Source organism: Nonomuraea sp. NPDC050733 (genome assembly GCF_040654215.1).
In the GTDB taxonomy this organism is placed as follows: Bacteria; Actinomycetota; Actinomycetes; order Streptosporangiales; family Streptosporangiaceae; genus Nonomuraea.
The window spans coordinates 36,828-61,786 of record NZ_JBFAHO010000011.1; the positions used below are offsets into that span (position 1 = coordinate 36,828).

At 73.4% G+C, this 24,959-nt stretch carries 20 protein-coding genes; 13 read left to right on the forward strand and 7 right to left on the reverse strand.

The genetic code is table 11. The features are described from left to right. Nucleotides 1-62 precede the first annotated feature (62 nt). The 6 genes from AB0H64_RS19895 (at nt 63) to AB0H64_RS19920 (ending at nt 6,234) form a co-directional block, all read left to right on the forward strand. Complete coding sequence (locus AB0H64_RS19895; RefSeq protein WP_357626292.1) at nt 63-1,910, forward strand: hypothetical protein; 1,848 nt, start codon at nt 63-65, stop codon at nt 1,908-1,910. Nucleotides 1,911-1,941: 31 nt separating this feature from the next. Beyond that, nucleotides 1,942-2,574, forward strand: a complete 633-nt coding sequence (locus AB0H64_RS19900; protein WP_357626295.1) for an anticodon-binding protein — start codon at nt 1,942-1,944, stop codon at nt 2,572-2,574. A 121-nt stretch (nt 2,575-2,695) separates the two neighbouring features. Then, nucleotides 2,696-4,078: a diaminopimelate decarboxylase gene (gene lysA / locus AB0H64_RS19905; RefSeq protein WP_357626297.1), complete on the forward strand. Its 1,383-nt coding sequence runs from the start codon at nt 2,696-2,698 to the stop codon at nt 4,076-4,078. Beyond that, the gene (locus tag AB0H64_RS19910) at nt 4,075-5,364 is read left to right on the forward strand and encodes a homoserine dehydrogenase (RefSeq protein WP_357626300.1); all 1,290 of its coding nucleotides are present in this window, start codon (nt 4,075-4,077) and stop codon (nt 5,362-5,364) included. The genes lysA and AB0H64_RS19910 overlap by 4 nt, the downstream gene beginning before the upstream one ends. A gap of 290 nt (nt 5,365-5,654) precedes the next feature. Next, nucleotides 5,655-5,987 (forward strand): DUF6247 family protein, encoded by a 333-nt coding sequence (locus tag AB0H64_RS19915; RefSeq protein ID WP_357626302.1) that lies wholly within the window; start codon nt 5,655-5,657, stop codon nt 5,985-5,987. A gap of 1 nt (nt 5,988) precedes the next feature. After that, on the forward strand, nt 5,989-6,234 hold the full coding sequence (locus AB0H64_RS19920) for a hypothetical protein (RefSeq protein ID WP_357626305.1): 246 nt from the start codon (nt 5,989-5,991) through the stop codon (nt 6,232-6,234). Between the two features lie 119 nt (nt 6,235-6,353). On the opposite strand, the gene AB0H64_RS19925 is transcribed toward AB0H64_RS19920, so the two are convergent. From AB0H64_RS19925 to AB0H64_RS19950, 6 genes are all read right to left on the reverse strand, one after another. Further along, nucleotides 6,354-6,701, reverse strand: coding sequence for a VOC family protein (locus tag AB0H64_RS19925; protein ID WP_357626308.1), 348 nt, complete (start codon nt 6,699-6,701; stop codon nt 6,354-6,356). A 39-nt stretch (nt 6,702-6,740) separates the two neighbouring features. Continuing rightward, complete coding sequence (locus AB0H64_RS19930) at nt 6,741-7,652, reverse strand: helix-turn-helix domain-containing protein (protein WP_357626311.1); 912 nt, start codon at nt 7,650-7,652, stop codon at nt 6,741-6,743. Between the two features lie 121 nt (nt 7,653-7,773). Beyond that, nucleotides 7,774-9,600, reverse strand: a complete 1,827-nt coding sequence (locus AB0H64_RS19935) for a glycosyltransferase (RefSeq protein ID WP_357626313.1) — start codon at nt 9,598-9,600, stop codon at nt 7,774-7,776. Between the two features lie 31 nt (nt 9,601-9,631). Further along, nucleotides 9,632-11,578 carry a glycosyltransferase gene (locus tag AB0H64_RS19940; RefSeq protein ID WP_357626316.1) on the reverse strand — a complete coding sequence of 649 codons (1,947 nt, stop codon included), beginning with the start codon at nt 11,576-11,578 and terminating at the stop codon, nt 9,632-9,634. Continuing rightward, nucleotides 11,575-13,083: a glycosyltransferase gene (locus AB0H64_RS19945; RefSeq protein ID WP_357626318.1), complete on the reverse strand. Its 1,509-nt coding sequence runs from the start codon at nt 13,081-13,083 to the stop codon at nt 11,575-11,577. The genes AB0H64_RS19940 and AB0H64_RS19945 overlap by 4 nt, the downstream gene beginning before the upstream one ends. After that, entirely contained in the window at nt 13,080-13,517 is a 438-nt protein-coding gene (locus AB0H64_RS19950) for a hypothetical protein (RefSeq protein WP_357626321.1), read from the reverse strand. The genes AB0H64_RS19945 and AB0H64_RS19950 overlap by 4 nt, the downstream gene beginning before the upstream one ends. 260 nt (nt 13,518-13,777) lie before the next feature. On the opposite strand from AB0H64_RS19950, the gene AB0H64_RS19955 reads away from it, so the two are divergent. Both AB0H64_RS19955 and AB0H64_RS19960 read left to right on the forward strand, forming a co-directional pair. After that, the gene (locus AB0H64_RS19955; protein WP_357626323.1) at nt 13,778-14,935 is read left to right on the forward strand and encodes a glycosyltransferase family 2 protein; all 1,158 of its coding nucleotides are present in this window, start codon (nt 13,778-13,780) and stop codon (nt 14,933-14,935) included. Then, nucleotides 14,932-16,551: a glycosyltransferase gene (locus AB0H64_RS19960; protein WP_357626326.1), complete on the forward strand. Its 1,620-nt coding sequence runs from the start codon at nt 14,932-14,934 to the stop codon at nt 16,549-16,551. The genes AB0H64_RS19955 and AB0H64_RS19960 overlap by 4 nt, the downstream gene beginning before the upstream one ends. A gap of 36 nt (nt 16,552-16,587) precedes the next feature. Here AB0H64_RS19960 and AB0H64_RS19965 read toward each other — a convergent pair whose 3' ends face one another. Then, on the reverse strand, nt 16,588-18,105 hold the full coding sequence (locus AB0H64_RS19965) for a glycosyltransferase (RefSeq protein ID WP_357626329.1): 1,518 nt from the start codon (nt 18,103-18,105) through the stop codon (nt 16,588-16,590). Nucleotides 18,106-18,262: 157 nt separating this feature from the next. On the opposite strand from AB0H64_RS19965, the gene thrC reads away from it, so the two are divergent. The 5 genes from thrC to AB0H64_RS19990 all read left to right on the forward strand — a co-directional run bounded on the left by thrC (nt 18,263) and on the right by AB0H64_RS19990 (nt 24,941). Further along, nucleotides 18,263-19,321: a threonine synthase gene (gene thrC / locus AB0H64_RS19970; RefSeq protein WP_357626331.1), complete on the forward strand. Its 1,059-nt coding sequence runs from the start codon at nt 18,263-18,265 to the stop codon at nt 19,319-19,321. A gap of 30 nt (nt 19,322-19,351) precedes the next feature. Continuing rightward, nucleotides 19,352-20,365, forward strand: a complete 1,014-nt coding sequence (locus AB0H64_RS19975) for a homoserine kinase (RefSeq protein ID WP_357626334.1) — start codon at nt 19,352-19,354, stop codon at nt 20,363-20,365. A gap of 457 nt (nt 20,366-20,822) precedes the next feature. Beyond that, entirely contained in the window at nt 20,823-22,877 is a 2,055-nt protein-coding gene (gene rho, locus AB0H64_RS19980; protein ID WP_357626336.1) for a transcription termination factor Rho, read from the forward strand. Nucleotides 22,878-23,017: 140 nt separating this feature from the next. Continuing rightward, the gene (locus AB0H64_RS19985) at nt 23,018-24,295 is read left to right on the forward strand and encodes a sensor domain-containing protein (RefSeq protein ID WP_357626338.1); all 1,278 of its coding nucleotides are present in this window, start codon (nt 23,018-23,020) and stop codon (nt 24,293-24,295) included. Nucleotides 24,296-24,305: 10 nt separating this feature from the next. Next, nucleotides 24,306-24,941 (forward strand): response regulator transcription factor, encoded by a 636-nt coding sequence (locus AB0H64_RS19990; RefSeq protein ID WP_357626341.1) that lies wholly within the window; start codon nt 24,306-24,308, stop codon nt 24,939-24,941. Nucleotides 24,942-24,959 lie beyond the last annotated feature (18 nt).

Here is a 24,959-nt window from a genome sequence, read left to right on the forward strand (position 1 = left end):
TCATCCCTTCGAGACGCTTCCGCAGAAGAGTATCCTTTGCCGGGCTGGCGAACGGAGGTCTGGTGAGCACGGAGCTGGAGAGCACGAGGCGCGCGCTGCGTGACGCGATCGCGCAGGCGGAGCACGCGGCCGAGCTGGCCCGGCTGCTCGACGCCGCCCAGGCGCGCCTGGCCGAGGCCGAGCGGAGCACCGAGGAGGCCAAGGCGCTCGCCGAGCGGCTGGCCGAGGCCGAGGAGCGGCTGGAGGACGAGCGCGCCGCCGCCGAGAAGCTCCGCAAGGACCTGGCCGAGCAGCGCTACCAGGCCGAGGTCGCCAACTGGAAGCTGTCCTCCATCAAGGTCGCCCGCTGGAACCGCCTCGGTGACGCCATCCGGAGCGGTAAGAGCAACCCCGTGCTGCTGGCCAAGGGCCTCAAGGGCGCCGCTAAGCCGGTCAAGCGGCCCATCGCGCCCAAGCGCCGGCCCGTCGCCGTCCAGCGGGCCAAGGACGAGCGGCCGGGCGCCGCCTACCAGGCCACCACCTCCACGCGGACACTCGGCGGCCACTCCTTCAAGCTCAAGCCGTACCGGATCCCCACCGGCCCCAACACGCGGCCCCACCTCACCGCGGCGGTCGTCGCCGACCCGCACGCCGAGGCGCTGCTGCGCTACGAGTGGCGGCAGACGACCGGCTTCACCCCGCGCGACTTCGCCCGGGTCCTGCCGCAGGAGGTCCCGCACCTGCTCGTCGTGGAGTCCGTCAGGAGCGGGCCGTGGGCCGAGGAGATCACCGGCGAGCCCGGTGACGGCCTGCGCGCGCTGCTCGCCTGGTGCGCCGAGCGGGGCATCCGCACGGTGTTCTGGCACACGGGCGGCGACGTGGCCCCCTACCGGGCCGCGGCCGGGCTGTTCGAGCACCGCTTCAGCACCGACCCCGCCACCGGGTGGCCGCGCCTGTCCTTCGGCGTCCAGCCGCGCGTGCACAACCCCATCCCGCTCTCCGGCGGGCGCATCGACCGGGTGCTCACCCTGGAGCAGCTCCTTCCGGGCCACCTGACCTACCCCGACGTGCTCACCTCCTACCGCTGGCCCGCGGCCGTCGACTGCCCGCCCGGCACCCCGCCGTGGCGGCTCGCGGAGCTCGCCGCCTGCGGCACGTCGATCGGCGACGAGCCCGACTCGCGCCGCGCGCACGTCGCCATGCGCCGCGCCTACGACGGCGGCACGATGACCGAGCGGATCGACGACCTGCTGGAGGTGATCGGCCTGCCCAGCGCCCGCGCCACGCTGGAGGTGTCGCTGCTGCTGCCGGTCCTCGACCGCTTCCTGATGGAGCACGCGCTGGCCCAGGTCGCCCGGCAGTCGGTACGGCCCGCCCAGCTCATCGTGTTCGGGCCGCCCGAGGCCGAGCAGCGGGCCCGCGACGTCATGCCCGGCACCGAGGTGCTCTTCCGCCACCTCGACCCGTCGCTGTCCGCCGGGGCCATGCTCGGCCGCGGCCTCGACCTGTGCGAGGCCGACCTGGTGGGCGTCATGGACCCGCGCGACGTCTACGGCATCCACTACCTGGCCGACCTGCGCCGCGCCTTCCTGTTCAGCACCGCCGACATCGTCGGCAAGGCCTCCTACTACGCCCACCTGCGCAAGCCCCAGGCCACGCTGCTCAAGCGGCCCGAGGCCGAGTACTCCTACCTGCCGGAGGTGGCCGGCGCCACGCTGCTGGCCCGCCGCAACACCCTGCGCCAGCTCGGCTTCGCCGACCTCACCGAAGGCTGGGACGACGTCCTCATGCGCCGGTGCCGGGCCGACGGGATCAAGGTCTTCTCCGCCGACCGGTTCGGTTACGTCCGCGTGCGCGACGAGGACCGCTGGCTGCTGGGCGCGGCCCACCTGGTGGAGTACGGCTCCGCCGAGCCGCACGCGCTCATCTGAGCGGTCTTTCGGGGCCCGTAGGGTCGGTGGCATGACGCCCGAGCAGCGGGTCGCCGAGGTGCTGGGGGAGGCGCCGGCGCCCGAGGGGACGTGGGAGCGCGAGGCCGCCTACCTGTCGGCCGCCGCCCGGCGGCTCGGCGTGCCCGCCGCCGGGCTGGCCGCGCGGGTGCGGGCCGTCGCCGGGGTGGCGGCCGTGGAGGAGCGCCCGAACGGGTTCCTGCGGATCACCGTCGAGGTCCCCGGGGCACTCGTCGAGACCGTCCGGCCGCTGTCCCTGCCCGACCCGTGGCCCGACTTCCCGCGTACCTGGGACAACCCCGGCTTCGCCGTGCGCTACGCCCACGCGCGGGCGGTGGCGGTGCGGCGCTGGGCGCGCGATCTCGGCGTGCCGGAGGAGGGCTTCCGGCCGGAGCTGCTCGACGACCCGCGCGACCGGGCGGTGCTGCGGGTGCTCGCGGAGCTGCCGGGCCGGCTGGCCAGGCCCGCGCGGGGCTCGTCCTTCTGGGCGTCCTACGCGGTGCGGCTGGCGACGGCGTACCACGACGCGCACGAGCTGGCCCCGGCCGTTCCGGTGGGGGACGAGGCGCCGTCGCCGCTGCACACGGCCCGGGTACGGCTGGCGCGGGCCGTGGAGGACGTCCTGCCGGGGCCCGACCGTCTATGATCCAGAAGATATCCGGCCAAAAGGAGAAAAGTCGTAAAAATATCCCTTCTGAGGGTTGATCGCGTCTCGATACGTGGTCAACGGGTCCTGGTGGTTGGACTGTTCCGATAGCCTCGATCGGGTGAGTCGATTCGCCCATCCCGCAGGGGACCGGCACGCCGAGATGCTGCCGCACGAGCGCCCGCCGCTCCCGCCCGCCGACCTCAACCGGATCAACCCCGCGATCTGGCCCCGAACGTCGGGCCGGACCGATGGCGCGCTCACGATCGGTCACGTCGACGTCCGCGACCTCGCCCGCGAGCACGGCACGCCGCTGTTCGTCCTCGACGAGCACGACGTCCGCTCGCGCATGCGCGACTACGTCACCGCGTTCGCCGGCTCCGACGTCCACTACGCCGGCAAGGCGTTCCTCTGCAAGGAGATCGTCCGCTGGCTCGACGAGGAGGGCCTCGGCCTCGACGTCGCCAGCGGCGGCGAGCTGGCCGTGGCGCTCAGCGTCGGCTTCCCGCCCGAGCGCATCACCATGCACGGCAACAACAAGTCCGTCGCCGAGCTGACCCGCGCCCTGGAGGTCGGCGTCGGCCGCATCGTGGTCGACTCCTACGAGGAGATCGCCCGGCTCGGCCATCTCGCCGCCGAGCGCGGCAAGCGGCCCAAGGTGATGATCCGCGTCACCACCGGCGTCGAGGCGCACACCCACGAGTTCATCGCCACGGCCCACGACGACCAGAAGTTCGGCCTGTCGCTCAGCGCCGGCGCCGCCGCCGAGGCTGTGCGCCGCATCCTCGCGCTGCCGTCCCTGGAGCTCGTCGGCCTCCACTCGCACATCGGCTCGCAGATCGTCGACACGGCCGGCTTCGAGGTGGCCGCCCGTCGCCTGGCCGGCCTGCTCGTGCAGATCAAGGACGAGCACGGCGTGGTCCTGCCCGAGCTCGACCTCGGCGGCGGCTACGGAATCGCGTACGTCGAGGAGGACGAGGCCCCCGACGTCAAGGAGATCGCCGACGGGCTGCGCGAGATCGTCGCCAAGGAGTGCACGGGCGCCGGCCTGCCGGTGCCCCGCCTCACCGTGGAGCCCGGCCGCGCGATCGTCGGCCCCGGCGGCGTCACCCTCTACGAGGTCGGCACCGTCAAGGACGTCGAGGGCCTGCGCACGTACGTGAGCATCGACGGCGGCATGAGCGACAACATCCGCACCGCCCTGTACGGCGCCGACTACACGGTCACGCTCGCCAGCCGGGACAGCACGGCCGAGCCCATGCTCAGCCGCGTCGTCGGCAAGCACTGCGAGAGCGGCGACATCATCGTCCGCGACTGCTTCCTGCCGTCCGACCTCGCCCCCGGCGACCTGCTGGCCGTCGGCGCGACCGGCGCCTACTGCCGCTCGCTGGCGAGCAACTACAACTACCTGCCCAGGCCCGCCGTGGTCGCCGTCGCCGACGGCGAGGCCCGCGTTATCGTGCGGGGCGAGACCGAGGACGACCTGTTGAGGGGGCAGCTGTGAAACCGCTGAAGGTCGCGTTGCTGGGCTGCGGCGTCGTCGGCTCGCAGGTCATCCGGCTCCTGCACGAGCAGGACGGCGACCTGACCGCCCGCGTCGGCGCCCCGCTGGAGCTGGCGGGGGTGGCCGTGCGCCGCCTGGGCCGCAAGCGCGACGTCGAGGTCGCCCCGGAGCTGCTCACCACCGACGCCGAGGCGCTCGTCACCCGCGACGACGTCGACATCGTGGTCGAGGTCATCGGCGGCATCGAGCCGGCCCGCTCGCTCATCGTGGCGGCCCTGAGCCGGGGCAAGTCCGTCGTCACCGCCAACAAGGCGCTGCTCGCCGAGGACGGCGCCACCCTGCACGAGGCCGCCCGCGCCGGCAACGGCGACCTGTACTTCGAGGCCAGCGTCGCCGGGGCCATCCCGCTGCTGCGCCCGCTGCGCGAGTCGCTGGCCGGCGACCGGGTGCGGCGCGTGCTCGGCATCGTCAACGGCACCACCAACTACATCCTCGACAAGATGGACTCCACCGGCGCGTCCTTCACCGACGCCCTGGAGGAGGCCCAGACGCTCGGCTACGCCGAGGCCGACCCCACGGCCGACGTCGAGGGCTTCGACGCCGCCGCCAAGGCCGCCATCCTCGCCGGGCTCGCCTTCCACAGCCGGGTGACGGCCGCCGACGTCCACCGCGAGGGCATCACCGAGATCAGCGCCACGGACGTGGCCTCGGCCAAGGCCATGGGCTACGTCATCAAGCTGCTGGCCATCTGCGCCCGCTCCGACGACGGCCGCTCCGTCGGCGTGCGGGTCCACCCGGCCATGATCCCGAGGTCCCACCCGCTGGCCGGGGTGCGTGAGGCGTACAACGCGGTGTTCGTGGAGGCCGAGTCGGCGGGACAGCTCATGTTCTACGGCAAGGGCGCGGGCGGCGCCCCCACGGCCTCGGCCGTGCTCGGCGACCTGGTGGCCGTGGCCCGCAACCGCCTGGCCGGCACCCGGGGGCCCGAGGAGTCCACGTACGCCTCGCTGAGCGTCCACCCGATGGGTGAGACGGTCACGCGCTGCCACGTGGCACTGGACGTCGCCGACAAGCCGGGCGTGCTCGCGCGCGTCGCGGAGCTGTTCGCGGCGCACGACGTCTCGATCCAGACCGTACGCCAGGAGGGCCACGGCGACGACGCCCAGCTCGTCATCGTCACCCACCGCGCCACGGACGCCGCGCTGACGGCGACCATGGAAGGGCTGCGCGACCTGGACATCGTCCGCGCGGTGGCCAGCGTGATGCGCGTCGAGGGCGACGAGTAGCCCTGTCGGTATCGGTGGACAAGAGCCTCAAAGGCGAGGTCCTCGCCGGTGACGCGCTTCGCGCGCCGGGGCTCGGGCTGTGACAGTGGGGGAGCCGAGCTCCCCCACACCCCCTTGGCAGGGGACCTCCGGCCCCCTGCACCCCCGAGCGTTGCCCGTGTGAGCAGGCGAGATGGGCTTGCTGCGGCTCCCGCTGAGCGGGAGATGGAGCGGCCGGGAATTCGTCGTGATCTCGCAGGACGTTGCCGCCGCTTGTCTGTACCCTCTACGCCATAGGAAGGGAGCAGGCCATGACCGCGCAGCCGGATGACTTCACGCACGTCGACACTCCGATGCCGGAGAAGAATCTCCGCTCCATTCGCGCCGCGCTTGTTGTTGCGCAAGACCGCGATGCCTTCGACGCAGGTCTGAAGGCGGTTCTGGACGAGGTCAAGGTGACCCTTGATCTCGGAGCACTGAACTCCTTCGTACACCGTTGGTGGATCTCGGCGTGCGATTCGGTGCGGGATCCGGAGGGGCGCCGGCAGATGCATCTCCGTGCGGAGCGGGCACTGGAGGGAGAGCCTGTCCCACGTGGCAGGTCGTGGCGAGAAGTCCTCGCTTCACGAGGATTCGATCTGTAGCGTGTACAAGATCATTTTGGATCCAGTTGTCGAGGACCGGATCGCGGATCTTCCCGATGAGGCCCTACGGCCCCTTGCGGAGCTCTTCACGTTGCTGGAGACCGCTCCGTGGAGCGGCTTGCCCTTCAAGCCGGAAAATCCTGCCGGCAACATGCTCACACATGCTTTCGGAGAGCGCGGCCTTACTACGTACGTCATCCTCGAACGGCAGCGAGAGGTCTATCTTGTCCGCATCGAGTGGCCTTAAGGCCGCACCGCCGGCTTTCCTGAGCCCAAGACCTTCGAGGACACCGAGCGCGGAACAGGCGGCCGCAGGGGCCGGGGCCGCATCATGGCCCGCCACGAAAGGGCTGTGACCAAGCAGGTTCAGCGGTGGCTCAGCACGTTGACCACGCGGCCGTTGGGGTCGCGGACGAAGAACCGGCGGACTCCCCACTCCTCGTCCTGCAAGGGGTGCACGATCTCCGCCCCGCTCTCCCGCATGACCGCATAGGCCGCGTCCACGTCGTCCACCTCGACGCTCATGTCCGGGGTGACCGGTGCGGTCCTGTCGCCGGTGATCAGGCTGATCTGCGCTGCCGGGCTGGCCGGGGAGGCGAGCGTCATGATCCAGCCGAGGTTCATGACCTCCTCGAACCCCAGCAGCCCATAGAACTCCCGGCTCTCCCGCACAGCCTCGGACTGGATGTTGGGCACGACACGGTGAACGGTCATCGACGACTCCAAGCGCTCTCGGACCGCACCGAGGGACGGTCAGTGCTGGTGTGCTGCGTCATGCGGACCATCGTCGCCCAGGGCGGCGTCCACGTCTTGTACGGATGGGAACTCCGCGAGCCACTGCGTCGCGGTGAGGTCACCCAGGGCGCGGAAGTCCCGCGCCAGGTGGGCCTGATCGACGTAGCCGCACTCGGCCGCGGTTTCGGCCAGCGAGGGCCGGGACCGGGAGCGCAGCAGGCGCCGGGCGCGCTCGAACCGGATCACCCGGGCCGCCGCCTTCGGTGACAGGCCGATCTCACGCTGGAACCGGCTGGTGAGGTGCCGGCGGCTCCAGCCCACCTCCCGGGCGAGCGCGCCGATCCGCAGGCTCCCCGCGGTCTCGGTCAGCCGCCGCCAGGCCTGCGCCACCTCGGCCGGCGGCTCGCCGCGGCCGTCGTCGGCCAGCCCGGCCAGCCCGGCCAGCCCGGCCAGCCCGGCCAGCCCGGCCAGCCCGGCCAGCCCGGCCAGCCCGGCCAGCCCGGACAGTGTGGCGTCCAGCAGCCGGAACCGGTGCCGCCATGTCGGCGCGGCGGCCAACCGCTCGACCAGCTCATCGGCCCGATCGCCGAGCAGCTCCGGCAGGCCGACCACGTCACCGGCCAGCTCGCCGGCCGGCACCCCCAGCAAGGCCCGTGCGCCTCGCCAGGTCAGATCCAGTTGCAGGCCGTACTGCAGGCCCTGGTGCGACATCACGACCGGACCGTCGTGCAACCCGCCGGCCACGGACACGAAGGACGCGGGCCGGCGTCCGACGAAGTCGAGCGTGCCGGACAGGCAGACGACGAGCGTCAGATGCGTGGACGGCAGCCCATGATGCAGCCCCGGCTCACCGGACCAGCGATATCCCGAGTACCCGGACACCAGCCCGCGCAGCTCCGGCGCCGCCCGCCTGCACACATACTCCGGCACGTGCCCAGACTAGGACCGCACGGATCGCCGCTGCCGCGGCCATGCCACCGCCCACGGCAAGCCGTGGGAGTCCACCTGCCCGCGCGGCCCACGCCGGAGCCGGTCCGGCGGCTCGCCGAGCTCAGGCTTCCGGAGAGGTGAGACCGCGGACCCGGCGCACGGCCCGTCTCAGGACGGTGCGGTTCAGGACGGTGCGGTTCAGGACGGTGCGGTCGCGGGTCCGGGAGAGGGACACGGCCTTGCGGCGCCACTGCTCGGCCTTCTCGCGCCAGCGCGCCGCGTCCCTGGCCGCCTTGCCGGCCTGCCTGCGCTGCTCCGTCAGCTCGGCGCGGAGCGCGGCCGCGCGCTTGCGCAGGAGGAGGATCTCCTTGTCACGCTCGGCCAGCCGGGCGACGTGCTCCGGGACGGGACGCCTGCGGGGCGGGTAGACCGTCGGGCGCCGGGCGAAGCCCCACGACGCGCCGTCCAGCCACTCCACGCCGAACACCTCGTCCAGGACGTCGTCCAGGTGCTCCCCGGGCCGGGCGACCAGGGCGGCGCGCGACAGGGCCGCCGTCCGCTCCAGGCGGGCGGTCACCACGCCGTCCTCGGTCTCCTCCAGCGCCAGGCACAGGGCGCCGCCGTCGGCCTCCTCCAGCCGCTGGACGAGCCGCTCGACGGCGTCGGGAGCCGGCACCCAGCCGGACGGCACGAGCAACCGGAACGGCGGCACGACCGGCGGCGGCTCGTGCCCGGCACCTGCGGCAACCACGGGTCCCACCGAACGGCCGGGGCCGGCCGGCTCTCCGGCGTCCGCGGGCGGATCGGCGGGTGCGGGCGGAGGGGCGGGTGCGGGCCAGGCGGGGTGCGGGGCGAGGCGGACCCGCGGGTCGTGCGCGAACGTGGCCTGGATCAGGCGCAGGTCCAGATCAGGATCGCGGAGCGGGGAGCGGCGGCCGGAGCCGAGGGACGTCCACGGGCCCTCGACGGTGACCCGGACGTCCGGCAGGCTCGCGCCCAGCAGCGCGTCCACACTGGCTCGTACGTCCTCGTAGCCTCCGGCCGGCACGTACGCGTCCACGTACGGCACGAGCCACTGGCGGCCGGGATCCGTGCGCAGGTAGCGGCGGTACGGCACGCGGTCGGCGACGTACGGGTCGTTGTACCGCTTGAGGGCGGCGAAGTCCCGCATGGCCGTGGGCAGGCCGACGTGCCAGGCCCGCGCCTCGGCGTCCGGGACGAAGACCGCCCCCGCCTGGGTGAGCCGGTATCCCAGCTCGGTGTCCTCCGCCAGCACCAGCGAGGTGTCGAGCCCGCCGATCGAGCGCAGCAGCCAGGCCGGGTACGAGGCCGTCGCGCCCACGTGGATCCTCGTGGCCAGCGAGCTGGGCGCGGTGCGCAGCCCGTCGTGGTCCTCGATGATCTTCTCGGCCCAGTCGTGGCGCTCCGGCGAGAGCGGGAACAGCTCGCGTTCCGCGCCCGCCCGCAGGGCCGCGACGACGTCATCGGGCCCTGGCAGCCGCTCGGCGGAGGTGAAGTCGATCCACCCCAGCACCACCAGGTACGGGGCGAGGTGGTGCCAGCGGAGCTGGGCCTCGACGTGGGTCCGGTGGGGCACCATGTCCGCGTCGAGCACGAGGACGACCTCGCCGGCGGCGGCGTCGAGGCCCGCCTGGAGCGCCCAGGCGCGCCCCCAGCCGCCGTCCGGGCTGGAGATGAGTTTGGTGCCGCCCGGCACGGCCTCGGGCAGCCGCAGCGGGACCGCGCTGCCGTCGTCCACCACGACCACGTCCATCAGCTCGGCCGGGTACGTCTGGGCCGAGAGCGCCGCGAGCGTGAGGTCGAGGGTCGCCTGGCGGTCGTGGGCGGGGATGACGACCGTCACGGTCAGCGTGGGGGTCCAGCCGCCGAGCGGCGGCGGGGTGAGCGCGCCGAAGTCCTGCCGCCGGATCCGGGGGATGAGAGTCACGATGCGCTGCTCCGGTCGAGCTCCTTGAGGGTCATGACGCGCTGCTCCGGTCGAGCTCCATGAGGGCGCTGGGGCGGAATCCCCGCCACTGCTTCTTGTTGCGTTGCAGGAACGTGCCGATCGGCTCCTGCCAGGTGTGGTTGGCGGCGGGGCCGCGGCGCAGGATGTAGCCCAGGCCGTGGGTGCGGTAGATCTGCCCGCCCGCCGCCTGCAACGCCTCCTGGAACTGCGTGTCCACCGAGCGGCGCAGCGGCCGGAACCCGCCCACCGCCTGGAACGCCGACCGCTCCACCAGGATCGTCCCGCCCGCCACGAAGCTGGTGATCTGCTCGGTGATCTGGCTGCGGTGCACGGTCACGTCGATCGAGGACAGATGGACGAACTCCGGCACGGTCCCCACCACCTGCGCCCCCGAGTAGGAGTGGGCGAGCAGCAGGTCCGACAGGAAGTCCGGGCCGTACCAGTCGTCGTCGTCCATCTTGAGCAGGAACGAGCCGGACGCCCGGGAGGCGGCGTCGTTGAGCACCTCGCCGAAGATCTGGCGTCCGTCGGCCTCGTACACGGTGAGGGGGCCGTCGTAGGCGGCGATCGCCGCGGCCACGTCGGGGTGGCCGGCGGGCACCCCGTGCAGGGCGAGGACGACCTCCAGCTGCGCGCCGCGCTGCCGGGCCGCCTGCCGCAGCGCGAAGCCGACCATGTCGGCGCGGCGGGTGGCGAGCAGGACGGACGTGAGGGGCGGCGCGGGCGCGGGCGCGCCGAGCTGCTCCCAGCGGGCGGCGACGCCGTGGGTGCGCAGGGCCCGCCGGCGCAGCCTGACGCTGTGCTCCTCGCGCCGCAGGTCGTCGGTGAGGTCGGGACGGCTGGTCAGCAGCTCGACGAGGTCGTCGCCGAGCCCGCCCGCCCAGCGCGGCACCGACTCCGCGACCAGCGGGACACCGGCCGCGGCGAGCCCGGCCAGCACCCGCACGGCCGCGAGGGGGCCGCTGTGGGCGTGCCGCCAGTCCACCTCGACGCCGCGGATCTGCCGGAGGCGCGCCACGTCGGCGTCCGTGACGCCACCCGACTCGGCGAACGTCGTCACCGCCTTCCCGTCGAGCACGACCGCCCAGCGGCCGTCGCGCTCCTCCAGCGACGCCATCCCGCGCGACGGGGTGGTGACGAAGCCCTGCGGGTTGACCAGCCGCTCGTCCACGGGCGGGATCATGGACGGCTCGGCGAGCACGTCGGGGTCGGCGAGCGGCAGCGCGGCCCCGCCGGGCCGGCCGAGCCGCTCCCAGGTGGCGGCGCGCGCCATGGGCCGCTCGATGGGCCGCTCGTCGCCGGTCCAGCCGCCGGGGCCCTCCTCGGGCGGCGCCGCGGGCCCGGAGTCGGAGGTGCGCAGGACCATGTCGCCGCCCGGCGCCCCGACCCGCTCGGGCACCGGGCCGGTGACCTCGGCGGGCGTGGCGTTGGGGTCGCCCGGCCGCCAGTCGGCCGCGCCGACCCCGGCGAGGGCGGCGGCGGGCGCGGCGATGACGTCGAGCCGGTGCCCGGCGAACGCGCGCGAGGTCGCGGTCACGGTACGGCCGGCGGGCGTCGGAGCGGAGAAGCGGGCGTCCACCACCCACACCCGGTCCTTGGGCCGGTGGACGCGCAGGTCGGACAGCGAGCGCCAGCGGTGCGCGGGCGTCGGCGTGGGCACCGGCGCCGGGTGTGCGGGCGGGGTGTCCAGGACGGCCACGACCACGCGGCGCGTCTCCGGCAGCAGCTTGTGCAGGGTGGCGGCCCGGCGCAGGTCGGCGGGCGTGCCGGCGATCACCAGCACCTCGGCCGCCTGCTCGGCGGCGGGCGGCGGCTCCAGCAGGTCCCGGTCGAGATCCACGACGTCCACCGGGTCAGGTGCGGCGGCGAGCGATGCGAGATCCGGGAGGTCGCAGGCGTCGATCCCCGCGAGGAAGACCCGGGCCTCCGGCATCTCCGCCAGCAGCTCCCCGATCATCCGGCGCTCCTCAGATGCCTGATGAGCGAGGTCAGCCGCCCCTCCTCCTCGGCGGCGGGCCCGGCCGACAGCCGCTCGACCTCGGCCGACAGCCTCTCCACCTCGCTCCGCAGCCTCTTCACCTCCGCCAGCCGATCGCCCGCCAGCGCCCGCCATCTGGCCGCGTCACCGGCCGGCGACTCCGCCTCGGCGACGGGCACGAGCCCGTACTCGCCCCCGCTCACCCACAGCGACCCGAACATCTCGTCCACCAGGTCGTCGGCCACGCCGTTCAGCCGGGCCGCCCGGGAGAACGCGGCGGTGCGCTCCAGGCGGGCCGCGACCACGCCCTCCGGCGACTCGGCGAGGGCGACGCAGACCAGGCCGAGCAGGTCCGCGTCGGCCTGCCGTACGAGCCGGGACAGCGTGTCGGCGCCCGGCGCCCAGCCGGCCGGCAGCCGCAGCAGGAACGGCGCCGGAGCCGCGGAGAGCGGCTCCTCCTCGGCGAAGGAGACGCGCGGCTCGTGCCGGTAGAGGTGGGTGAGGAGGCGGGCGTCCAGCAGCGGCTCGTCCAGGCAGGCGCGCCGCCCGTCCGTGAGCTCGCCCCACGGGCCGACGATCGTGACGGCCGCGTCGGTCAGCGTGCTCGCCAGGATCGCGTCCACCGCGCCGCACGTCTCCTCGTACGTGGTCGCGGGCACGACCACCCGCACGTAGGGCACGAGCCAGTGGCGGCGCGGATGGCCGCGCAGCCAGCGCAGGTCGGGGACGAGGTCGCCCAGGTAGGACCAGTTGTGCCGGTGGACGTCCTTCTCGCGCCGCATGACCGTGGACGGCCCGACGTGCCAGCCGCGGGCGGCCGGCTCGGGGATGAAGACCGCGCCCGCCTGCGCGAGCCGGTAGCCGAGCTCGGTGTCCTCCGCCATGTTCAGCCGGGTGTCCACGCCGCCCGCCGCGCGCAGCAGGTCCGCGCGCACCGAGCTGGAGGCGCCGGTGTGCAGCAGGTACGCGCTGGAACCGGCGTCCTTCAGCATCCGCGTCGACTCCAGGGTCTTGCTGGTGTACGCCGACGGGGCGCCGTCCTCACCCGGCGCGTCCACGAACCGGGTCTCGCCGATCACCACGGCGTGGTCGATGAGGTGGTGCCAGCGCATGTGCGCCTCGACGTGGTCATCGGCCAGGATCATGTCCGAGTCGAGCCAGTGGACGACGTCGCCGGTGGCGGCGAGCCGACCGGCCTCCCGGGCGGCGCCGCGGCCCCAGCCCTCCGTCACCCGCACCACGCGCGCGCCCGGCACGTCGAGGGGCGGCTCGCTGCCGTCGTCCGCCACGACCACCTCGACCAGCTCGGCGGGGTAGGTCTGCGCGGCCAGCGACGCCATGGTCCGCTCCAGGTCCTCCGGCCGGCCGCGGGCGGGGATCACCACGGAGACGGTCAGCTCCGGCCGCCACGCTCCCAGCTCCGGGGGCTCCAGCGAGCCGTAGTCGTTGTGCCTGACGCGCGGCACGCGTGCCGTCCCGCTCATACCGGTCCCTTGGCCAGCGCGCGGACCTCCGCGCGCAGCTCCTCCACCTCTCGGGCGCGGACCATGGCGTTCACGCGGTCCTCGCCGAGGGAGGCCAGGATCGCGGAGAGGTCCTCGTCGCGCCGGCCGGAGGACTGCTCCACGGCCGCCGTCAGCTTGTCGAGGCGTGTCTCGATCCGCCGGAGCGCGGTCAGGGTCTTCGCCAGCTCGCCCTCGTGCTTCTTCACGCGCAGGTCGATGCGATGCGCCTTGCCGTCGAGCCGGCGTACGACGAGCACGAGCAGGGCCAGGGCGGACAGAGCGATCAGGAACGCCCCCGTCGCCGCCGCCGCGCCCACGGTCACGAGGCCACCCAGGACGAGCAGCGCGAGGGCGGCGACGGCCAGGACTCCGAGGATCGCGGCGGCCGCTGCCGTTCGGCGGGGCGAGAGCATCCGCGCTTACCTTTCGTAGACATCGACTTCGTGGTCTTGGACTGCATAGACATGGACTTATCCGGCGTCAAGGATTTATTGACACCTTAATCAACATTCGCCACTACGTTGCCATAAGTTCCTGGGGACAAACTGGGAAAGATCGCTTGTGGCCTGGGGATCTCCCCGACAACCTATGACGCATCTGCCTACGTGCCAGTAAAACCGGCGTAAGGTAGGCGCCGATCTGAGTCCCACGCCGGTCGAGGAGCGCCGCACGCATGTCCGCCGTCACCCCCTGTGGCTTCACGCGCGCGCCGGATCAGGGGCTCGCCCGCCTCCACTGGAGCGAGACCGGTTGGGCGGTCGACGGCATCGAAGCCCCCGAGGACGCCCTGCCCTCCTCACCGCCTCCGGCCTCGACCCGCACGCAGCCGGCCGACATCGCCGCCCTGCGTCCGCTGCGCGGCCTGGAGGTGGACTGGCCCGCCGCGCCGGTGCCGCTCGACGGCCTCGTACGGCTGGCCGCCGGCGGCGTGCCGCTCACCGCGACGCACGCGCCCGCCTGGGCGCCCGCCGACCTCGCAGCCGTCCTCACCGACCGCGCCTGGCTCGCCCACGAGCCCGACGGCACCGTCCGCTGCCTGTCCGACCTGCGGCGCGAGGAGCACAGCGTACGGCTGCGCCGCCTCGCCCACCGCCCGGCCCGCACGCCGTCCGTCAGCGTCGTCATGGCCACCAAGCGCCCGGAGCTGGTCCCCGGCGCGCTCGCCCAGATGGCCCGCCAGCGCGGCGCCGAGGTCGAGGTGCTGCTTGGCCTGCACGGGGTGCCGTACGAGAGCGTGCGCCGGGCGGTCGAGGAGCTGCCGCTGCCCGTGGCCTGGACCGAGGTGCCCGCCGAGGTGCCGTTCGGCACGGTGCTCAACGAGGCCGCGGCGCCGGCCGGCGGCGAGTACCTCGTCAAGTGGGACGACGACGACTGGTACGGCCCGGACCACCTCGCCGACCTCGTCATGGCCCTTGCCTACTCCGGCGCCGACGTGACCGGCACCTCGGGGGAGTTCTTCTACCTGGAGCCGCTGCGCGCCACGATCCGGCGCAGCACGTTCGCCAGCGGCGCGGCGTACCGGAGCGAGGTCTGGTCCGATCACGTGGCCGGCGGCACGATCCTGGTTCCCCGTACGAAATTTCAGGAGATCGGGGGATTTCCCGCTCAGCCCCGCGCGGTCGACCGTGACTTCCTGAAAGCCGCCGCCGAGTCGGGCGCCGGCATCTACCGCACCCACGGCCTCGGTTACGTCCTGAGGCGCGGGCTCAGCGGCGACCACACCTGGCAGCTCCCGCTCGCCCACTTCCTCAAGCTGGCCTCCAGCCAGTGGCGCGGCTTCCGGCCGAGCCTGCTGATGGAGGACGGCGGCTCGCGGGCGGAGGCGGCATGAGAGTCCGGGGCAACGACTATCGGGTCCTGCGACCGGCCGAGGACTTCACGCCCCGGCTGACCGTCAGCGTGGTCGTGCCCGCGTACGGCGGCCAGGACAAGCTGGATCTCGCACTGGCCGCGCTGGCCCGCCAGACCTACCCGGCGGAGCTGACCGAGGTCGTGGTCGTCGACAACGGCAGCACGCCCCCGCTGCGACTGCCCGCCACGCGCCCGCCCGGCACCCGCCTGATCGTCTGCGACAGCCCGGGCCGGGCCGCCGCGCGCAACGCCGGGCTGGCCGAGGCCGGCGGCGACGTCGTCCACTGGCTCGACTCCGACGTGCTGCCGGCCCCCGGCGCCGTCGAGGCCCACATGCGCTGGCACCACGCCGCGCCGTACCTCGTCGTGACCGGCTACATCAGGTTCACCGACGTGCCGGTGCCGGCCGAGTTGCCCGACGACCTGGAGCGGGCGTTCGAGCCGGCCGAGCCGCACGGCTGGATCGTGGAGCTGGTCGAGCGCACCGACGGCCTCACGGACAACCCGCAGCGCCCCTTCAGCCTGCACGTCGGCGGCGCCACCTCCGTGTCGGCCCGGCTGATCGAGGCGGCCGGCCCGATGGACGAGGACCTCGTCCTGGGCCAGGACACCGAGATGGGCTACCGGCTGGCCCAGGCCGGGGCGGTGTTCGTGCCCGAGCCGCGGGCCCGCGCCTACCACCTCGGGCCCACCATGCGCATGCGCGACAAGGAGCGCATCGACCGGGTCAGCCACGCGTTCGTGGCCGACCGCATCCCCTCCTACCGGTGGCTGCGCTCCCATCCGGGCCGCCAGTGGAAGGTGCCGTACGTCACCGCCGTGGTCGACGGCACCGCCGGCTACGAGAGCGTGCGCGGGACCGTCGACGCGCTGCTCGCCGGCACCGTGGCCGACCTGAGCGTCGTCGTCACCGGCCCGTGGGAGTCGCTGGAGCGCGAGCGCCGCGCCCCGCTCGCCGACCCCGGCCTCGACCTCGTCCTGGTCCACGGCCACTACCTGCACGAGGGGCGCGTCCGGCTCTGCGACACCCCCGTGGTGGATCCCGCCGTGCCGTACGTGCTGCGCCTTCCGCGGGGATGGGCGCCCGGCGAGGACAGTCTCGCCCGGCTCCTCGACCTGTGCCGCGACGAGGGGCTGGGGCTGGTCAACGTGCTCCTGGACGAGTCGCCGCACGGAGTGGTGGCCGCCCGGCTCGAACGCACCGCCGCCTTCGCCCGCGCCCGCCTCGTGGCGCGGCCCGGAGAGGACCTCGACGACGTCGTGGACGAGGTGGCGGGCGTCACCTGGGTCGAGGGGGAGACGTACGCCTTCACCACCGAGCCCGCCGCCGTCACCGGCCGCCGCGGCGCCCTGCGCGCCCGCGCCGAGGCCCAGGCGGAGGCGGCGCGGCTGGCCAAGGAGGTCGAGCGGCTGCGCGGCCAGGTCGGCAAGTGGCGCGAGGAGGCGGGCAAGTGGCGCAAGAGCACGGTCGAGCTGCGCCGCGACGTCAGCGCCCTGCGCAGGCAGCTCGCCGCCGCCAACCGCGCCCAGCAGGGCATGCGGGCGCTGCTGTCCACCACGGTCAAGCGCGCCCTCGGCAAGCGTCCGCGAGCCTGACGCCCGCCCCCGGTGCGGCGCGACGGGTGAGGGGCGTCAGTTGGAGCGCAGGGCCGACTTCAGGCGGCCGAGCAGCGACCGCTCGGCCTCGGCGCCGACCGCGGCCGGGACCGTGACCGGCGCGGGCTTCGCCGCCGGGGTCGCCGGGGCGGGTCGCGCCTGAGCTGTGGGGGCGGCGGCCGGAGCGGGCGCCGGGGGCCAGTAGCGGTCCGGCGCCACGTGCCGTACGCCGTGGGTGGTGGCGATGACCTCGTCCAGGTCCTCGCCCGGCTCCGTCAGCAGGAGCGCGCGCCCGAGGGCGGAGGTGCGTTCGAGCCGGGCCGAGCGCCCGTCGGGCAGGTCCACGACCAGCACGCCCGTGAGGTCCTTCTGCGCGTCCTCCACCATGCGCTCCAGCGTGGCCCGGTGCAGCGGCACGTCGACCGGCCCCCGGTAGCGGAACGGGGCCGGGGCGGGAGTGGGCGCGGCCTCGTCGATCAGCCTGATCCGCTCGTCGTGGGCGAACAGGTCGCGCATCAGCCGCAGCTCGAAGCACGGGTCGCCGAGCACCGAGCGCCGCCCGTCGCGCAGCAGCGACCACGGCCCGACCAGGGTCACCGCCACGTCCTGCAGCTTGCCGTCCAGCGCGGCGGCCACCGCCTGCCGTACGACGGCCTCGGAGGTGTCCGTGACGTCCAGCACGATCTCGACGTACGGCACCAGCCACCGCCGCCCGCGGTCCTTGCGCAGGTCGCGTCGGAGGGGGACGCGGTGCGCCAGGTACGGCTCGACGGCGCGCACCGCGCGCTCCCGGTCGAGGTGCTGCGCGGGCAGCCCGAGATGGACGGCCCGCGCCTCCAGGTCCGGGACGAACACCACGCCGTGCATGGCCAGCCGGTAGGCGAACTCGGTGTCCTCGCCGCGCAGCACGGTGGGGTCGAGCCCGCCCACGGCGTGGAAGACCTCGCGTGGCAGGGCCACCGTGGGCCCCGTGCACACGTGGTACGGGTTGCGGCTCTTGCGCAGCCCGTCGGTCTTGGCGATCGTCGCCTCCGTCGAGCTGGCCACCGCCTTGTCCAGGTCGAACAGCTCTCCCAGGTCCCCGGCGCGGAAGACCTCGCCCGCCGTGAGCGGCGGCGCCTCCACGAACCGCTTCATCCCGATCGTGACCAGGTAGTCGGTCACGTGGTGCCAGCGGGCGAGGGCCTCGATGTGCTCGCGGCAGGGCACCATGTCGGAGTCGAGCCGCTGGAGGATCTCGCCGTCGGCGGCGTTGGCCCCGGTGTTGACCGCGTTGGAGATGCCCCAGCCGGTCCGCACGGGCACCAGGCGGGTGTTGTCCGGGCGGATCTCCGGCAGCCGGATCGGCGGCTCGCTGCCGTCGTCCACGACCAGGACCTCAAGAAGGTGGCCGGGGTACGTCTGCGCGGCGAGCGCGGCGAGCGTCAGATCCAGATGCGGCCCGCCGTGCGCGGGAATCACCACGCTCACGGACCGGGCGGGCGTCCAGGCGCCGAGCTCCGGTGGCTGCAAAGGAGAAAAGTCGTTCTGCGTCATGGCAGGACGCGCGTTCATGTCGGTGACCCCCCTGGCCGAAACTTTATCGGGAGATGCTGAGAATTTCCTGTAATGCGGCACACCCGATGGCAAGTCTCCCGACCCTTGGACGGCGTCCACGGCTCGCCCCGGCACCCCGTACACTCGGGCGCAACACCGCAGGCAGGGAGTCATCATGAGCAGGTCGTGGCGTGGCCTCATCGAGGAGTACCGAGAGCGCCTTCCGGTCACCACGAGGACGCCGGTCGTCACGCTTCTCGAGGGCGGCACGCCCCTGGTGCCCGCGCACCGCGTCTCCGCCCTCACCGGCTGCGACGTCTACCTCAAGGTCGAGGGCGCCAACCCGACGGGCAGCTTCAAGGACCGTGGCATGACCATGGCCATCAGCAAGGCCGTCGAGGAGGGCGCCAAGGCGGTCATCTGCGCCTCCACCGGCAACACCTCGGCCTCGGCCGCCGCCTACGCCGTGCGCGCCGGGCTCACCTGCGCCGTGCTCGTGCCCCGCGGCAAGATCGCCATGGGCAAGCTGGCCCAGGCGCTCGTCCACGGCGCCACGCTGCTCCAGGTCGAGGGGTCGTTCGACGACTGCCTGGAGATGACCCGCAAGCTGTCCTCCAGCTATCCCATCGCGCTGGTCAACTCGGTCAACCCGTTCCGGCTCCAGGGCCAGAAGACGGCCGCGTTCGAGATCGTCGACACGCTCGGCGACGCGCCCGACATCCACTGCATTCCCGTGGGCAACGCGGGCAACATCTCCGCGTACTGGATGGGCTACCAGGAGTACCTGTCCGACGGGGTGTCGTCGAAGGCGCCGCGGATGTTCGGCTTCCAGGCGAGCGGCGCGGCCCCGATCGTGACCGGCGCGCCCGTGGCCCACCCGCACACGATCGCCACCGCCATCCGCATCGGCAACCCGGCCTCGTGGCAGCTCGCCACCGCCGCGCGCGACGAGTCCGGCGGCGCCATCCAGTCGGTCACCGACCGGCAGATCGCCGCCGCGTACAAGCTGCTGGCGCAGGAGGAGGGTGTGTTCGTCGAGCTGGCCTCGGCGGCCGGCGTCGCCGGCCTGCTCCAGGCGCACGCGGAGGGGCTGATCGAGCCCGGGCAGCGGATCGTCTGCACGGTCACCGGCAACGGCCTGAAGGACCCCGACTGGGCCATCTCGGGCGCTCCTGCGCCGGTCACCGTGCCCATCGACGTCCACGCGGCCGCCGCCGCCCTCGGCCTGGCCTGACCCGCCGCGCGGAGAGGAAGACCTGATCGGATGAGCCCTGTTCGGAGGGGCACCGTGCTGATCCGCGTGCCCGCCACGTCGGCCAACCTGGGCCCCGGCTTCGACGCGCTCGGCCTGGCGCTCGGCCTGTACGACGAGGTGGAGGCGGAGCTGACCGCCGAGCCCGGCGTCCAGGTGACGGTCCGCGGCGAGGGCGAGGGGGAGCTGGACCTCGGCGAGGGCCATCTGGTCGTCAAGGCGATACGCCGGGCGTTCGACCGCATGGGCGTCGCGCAGCCGGCCGGCATCCGGGTGAGCTGCCTCAACCGCATCCCGCACGCCCGCGGCCTCGGCTCGTCGTCGGCGGCCATCTGCGCGGGCATCCTCGCCGCCCGCGCGCTCGCTTTCCCGCGCGGGTCCGACGGCGACTTGCCCGACGGCGGCTCGTCCCACGGCGACTTCTCCTACGGCGACTTCTCCTACGGCGGCTTGTCGGAGGGCGGCGGGTTCGGCGACGACGAGGTGTTCGCGCTGGCCACCGAGATGGAGGGCCACCCCGACAACGTCGCTCCTTGCCTGGCCGGGGGCCTGACCGTGGCCTGGATGGAGCAGTCCGGCGCACCGCGTATGGTGAAACTGGTCCCCGACGCACGTGTGCGTCCCGTCGTGTTCGTCCCGGCGACACGACTGGCCACGGAGAGGGCACGGGGGCTGCTGCCGAAGGACGTGCCCCACAAGGACGCCTCCTTCAACGCCGGCCGGGCCGCGCTGCTGATCGCCGCGCTGACCCAGCGGCCTGATCGGGGGTTGCTCATGGCGGCGACCGAAGACCGGCTCCACCAGCACTACCGCGCGCCTGCGATGCCGCGGAGCGCGGATCTGGTACAACGTCTGCGTGCAGTGGGCGTGCCCGCGATCGTGTCGGGCGCGGGTCCCACGGTCCTCGCGTTTTCGACACCGGATTCGCAGGATTTGATCGCGCCCGAAGTGGGTACTGACTGGCACATCCAGCAAATGGACGTCGACCAGGTCGGGGCGAACGTTCAGTTTCCCGAGACACGCTGATGCCTCTTTAGACCTCCAGGGAATAGCCGTGTGCGCTGGTGATGTTAGGCTGATAGCCGCACCAGATGCCCCCTTGTTGGGTGCGTGCTTGTCAGCCACACATCGCTGCATCATGCTTCACGTCGCGAGGCGTGAGCAGCGCGGCTGTCTCCCCGGAACCCGTCGCCTCCGGTTGGCCCACACCCGGTTGGCCCGACGTGAGGCGGCGTCGACGGGGGTCTGCGCGTTCGAATCACCTCGACATCTGGCTGGCGACAGCAATCTGGGGGGTGTCTTCCACGCGCCACCGGCCTGTGGCGGCCTGGACGAGCCTCTCCCGATGAGTGGCGACCGTCCCCAGCGGCGGCCGAAGATCGCAAAGTGCACCCCGACCCGGTCTGTTGCGCCGGATCGCAAGCACCTCCGGGACGCCCGGCAGAACGAAACCGGCGCCCGACCCCTGGGAAGGACCTTTTAGTTGAGCGACACCACCGAACTCCTCTCCGACGCATCGGGCTCGCCTGCGCAGCCCGCGTCCGGCGACACCCCCTCCCGTGCGGCGAAGCCTCGCGCGCGTCGCTCCGGCACCGGCCTGTCCGCGAAGGTGCTGCCCGAGCTGCAGAAGATGGCCGCCGAGCTGGGCATCAGCGGCACCGGGCGCATGCGGAAGAGCCAGCTCATCGCGGCCATCCAGGAGAAGCAGGGCGGCTCCGCGGACGGCGCGAGCGCGCCGGCTCCCGTGGCCGAGGCACCCGCCGTGGCTGACGCGGCTCCCGTGGCGGAGCGCCCCACCCGGGCCCGCAGGGAACGTTCCCGCGCCAAGCCCGCCGACGAGCCCGCGCCTCAGGCCGAGCCCGTCGCCGAGCCCGTGGCCGCCGCTGCCGCCCCGGCTCCCGTGGCCGAGCCGGTAGTCGAGCAGCCTGCCCAGCCCGCTGACGTGACGCAGGGCGACCAGCGTGGCGAGCGCGGCGAGAGCCGCCGCGAGCGGCGCAGCCGCGGCGAGCGCCGCGAGCGTGGCGAGCGCGCCGGCAACGACCGGGGCAACGACCGCCTGACCGGCGACCGCGGTGAGGGCGGCCGTGACGGCGGTCGCGACAGCATCCGTGACGGCGGTCGTGACGGCGGCCGTGACAGCATCCGCGACGGCGGCCGTGACGGTGGACGCGACGGCGGCCGTGACAGCGGTCGCGACGGCGGCCGTGACGGTGGCCGGGACGGCCGTGACCAGCGCGTCGCCGACGCCGGCCGTGACCAGCGCGGCGACCGCAACGACCAGCGCGGTGGCGGCGACGACGACGACCGCGGCGGACGCGGTCGCCGGGGCCGGTTCAGGGAGCGCAACCGCGGCCGCGGCCGTGACCGCTTCGAGGGCAGCGAGCCCGTGATCGGCGAGGACGACGTCCTCATCCCGATCGCCGGCATCCTCGACATCCTCGACAACTACGCGTTCGTGCGCACCAGCGGCTACCTGCCGGGCAGCAACGACGTGTACGTCTCGATCGCGCAGATCCGCCGCAACGGCCTGCGCAAGGGCGACGTCATCACCGGCGCCGTCCGGCAGCCGCGCGACGGCGAGCGCCGCGAGAAGTTCAACGCCCTGGTCCGCCTCGACACCGTCAACGGCATGGACCCGGACCAGGCCCGCAACCGGCCCGACTTCAACAAGCTGACGCCGCTCTACCCGCAGGAGCGCCTGCGCCTGGAGACCGAGCCGAACATCCTCACCACGAGGATCATCGACCTGGTCGCGCCCATCGGCAAGGGCCAGCGTGGCCTCATCGTCTCGCCGCCCAAGGCCGGCAAGACGATGGTGCTGCAGTCGATCGCCAACGCGATCACCCGCAACAACCCCGAGTGCCACCTCATGGTCGTGCTCGTGGACGAGCGGCCCGAAGAGGTCACCGACATGCAGCGGTCGGTCAAGGGCGAGGTCATCCACTCGACCTTCGACCGTCCCGCCGAGGACCACACCACGGTCGCCGAGCTCGCCATCGAGCGGGCCAAGCGCCTGGTGGAGCTGGGCCACGACGTGGTCGTCCTGCTCGACTCGATCACCCGCCTCGGCCGCGCCTACAACCTGGCGGCCCCGGCGTCCGGGCGCATCCTGTCGGGTGGTGTCGACTCCACGGCGCTCTACCCGCCGAAGCGCTTCTTCGGCGCCGCCCGCAACATCGAGAACGGCGGCTCGCTGACGATCCTCGCCACGGCCCTGGTCGAGACCGGGTCCAAGATGGACGAGGTCATCTTCGAGGAGTTCAAGGGCACGGGCAACGCCGAGCTCAAGCTCAACCGTTCCCTGGCGGACAAGCGCATCTTCCCTGCGGTGGACGTCGACGCGTCCGGCACCCGTAAGGAAGAGATCCTCATGGGCAAGGACGAGCTCCAGATCGTGTGGAAGCTCCGCCGCGTCCTGCACGCCCTGGACATGCAGCAGGCTCTGGAGCTTCTCCTGGAGAAGATGAAGGAGACCAAGTCCAACGCCGAGTTCCTCCTGCAGGTCCAGAAGACCACGGTGAGCAACGACCGCGACTGACGCGCGCACGAGTAAGGGGCGGCCGGGTCTCCCGGCCGCCCCTTTCGCGTCCCGTGGCTCCCGCGAGGGGGGATAACCCCACCCCCGGACGGGAAGCTCCCCGGATTCACTCCCGCGCTCCCGCAGGGCACGCTGTCCCCATGGGAGCCGACATGACCGCCGTGGCGACACGGACGCGGGTGCCGTTCGAGCCTCGGGGCCCGTGGGCCGTGCTGACCGACCCCGCGACGTGGCGGGCCGTGCCGTACTGCCTGCTGAGCCCCGTGGCCGGGCTGGGCTGGTTCGTGGTGCTGACGCTGGCGGTGCCGCTGTCGCTCGGCCTGGTGCTCCTGTGGATCGGCATTCCGCTGCTGGTGGCCACCATCTGGCTCTGGCGCGGCGCGGCCAACCTGGAGCGGCGCCTGTTACGCGTCGCGTTGGGCGTGCGCATCGTGCCGCCGCACCGGCCCCGGCCCGGCAAGGGCATCGCCAGGCATCTGAGCTGGCTGCTCGGCGACCCGGCGACCTGGAGGGACCTCGGTTACCTGCTGCTGCTGTTCCCGCTCAGCCTGTTCGAGTGCGTGATCTCCGTCGCGCTGTGGACGGCGACGCTGTCCATGCTGGCGGCCCCGATCCTGTTCACGGGGTACGCGACCCTGACCTACGCCTTCGGGTTCGTGGTCGACTCCTGGCCGGAGGCGGTGCTCGCCTCCGTCGCCGGGCTGGGCATGCTCGTCGTCACCGCGTACGCCGTGCGCGGCATGGCGTGGCTGCACGGCACGCTGGCCGTCGTCCTGCTCGGCGGGAGCGAGGAGGAGCGGCTGCGGGCCAGCAGGGCGAGGGGCGTCGACGCGGCCGAGACCGAGCGGCGCCGCATCGAGCGCGACCTGCACGACGGCGCCCAGCAGCGGCTGTTGTCCGTCGCGGTCGACCTGGGCCGCGCCCGGACGAAGCTCGACACCGACCCGGAGGAGGCGCGGGCGCTCATCGAGCAGGCGCACGCGGGCACCAAGGCCGCCATCCAGGAGCTGCGCGACCTCGCCCGCGGCATCCATCCGGCGATCCTCAGCGACCGGGGGCTCGACGCGGCCCTGTCGGCGCTGGCCGCCCGCGCCCCGATCCGCGTGGACGTGTCGGTCGAGGTGGAGGAGCGGCCGCCGGCGGCCGTGGAGAGCATCGCGTACTTCATCGTGGCCGAGGCGCTGGCGAACCTGGCCAAGCACGCCGCGGCCACCGAGGCGAGCGTGCGGGTGGCCCGGGAGGGCGGGGGAGTGACGGTGGACGTGTGGGACGACGGGATCGGCGGAGCGGTCGTCCACCCCGGCGGCGGGCTGGCCGGCCTGGCCGACCGGGCGGCCACCATCGACGGCGTCCTGGTGCTGCACAGCCCCGTCGGCGGTCCGACGATCGTGCGCGCGGAGCTGCCCTGCGCGTGGTAGTCATGAGGTCATGCGCGTGGTGATCGCCGAGGACTCCGTGCTCCTGCGCGAAGGGCTGGCGCGCCTGCTGGCCGACGGCGGCGTGGAGACGGTGGAGAGCGTGTCCGAGGGCGACGCCCTGGTGGAGGCGGTCGAGCGGCACGACCCCGACCTCGCCATCGTCGACGTCCGGATGCCGCCCACGCACACCGACGAGGGGCTGCGGGCCGCACTGCGCGTGCGCGAGGCGCGGCCCGACTTCCCGATCCTCGTGCTGTCGCAGTACGTCGAGGAGCGCTACGCCGGGGAGCTGATCGGCCGGGCCGTCGGCTACCTGCTGAAGGAGCGGGTCGCCGACGTGGCCGAGTTCCTGGAGGCGGTGAGACAGGTGGCCGCGGGCGGCACGGTCATCGACCCCGAGGTGGTCATGCAGCTCCTCAGCCGCCAGCGCCGTGGCGCCCCGCTCGACACGCTGTCGCCGCGTGAGCGTGAGGTGCTGGCGCTGATGGCCGAGGGCCGCTCCAACACCGCGATCGCCTCGCGGCTGGTGGTCACGGAGGGCGCGGTGGAGAAGCACATCTCCGGCATCTTCACCAAGCTGGCCCTCGGGCCGGCGCCCGAGGACCATCGGCGGGTGCTCGCCGTGCTCACCTACCTGGGCCGTTAGAACGTCCCAGGAGCGGGC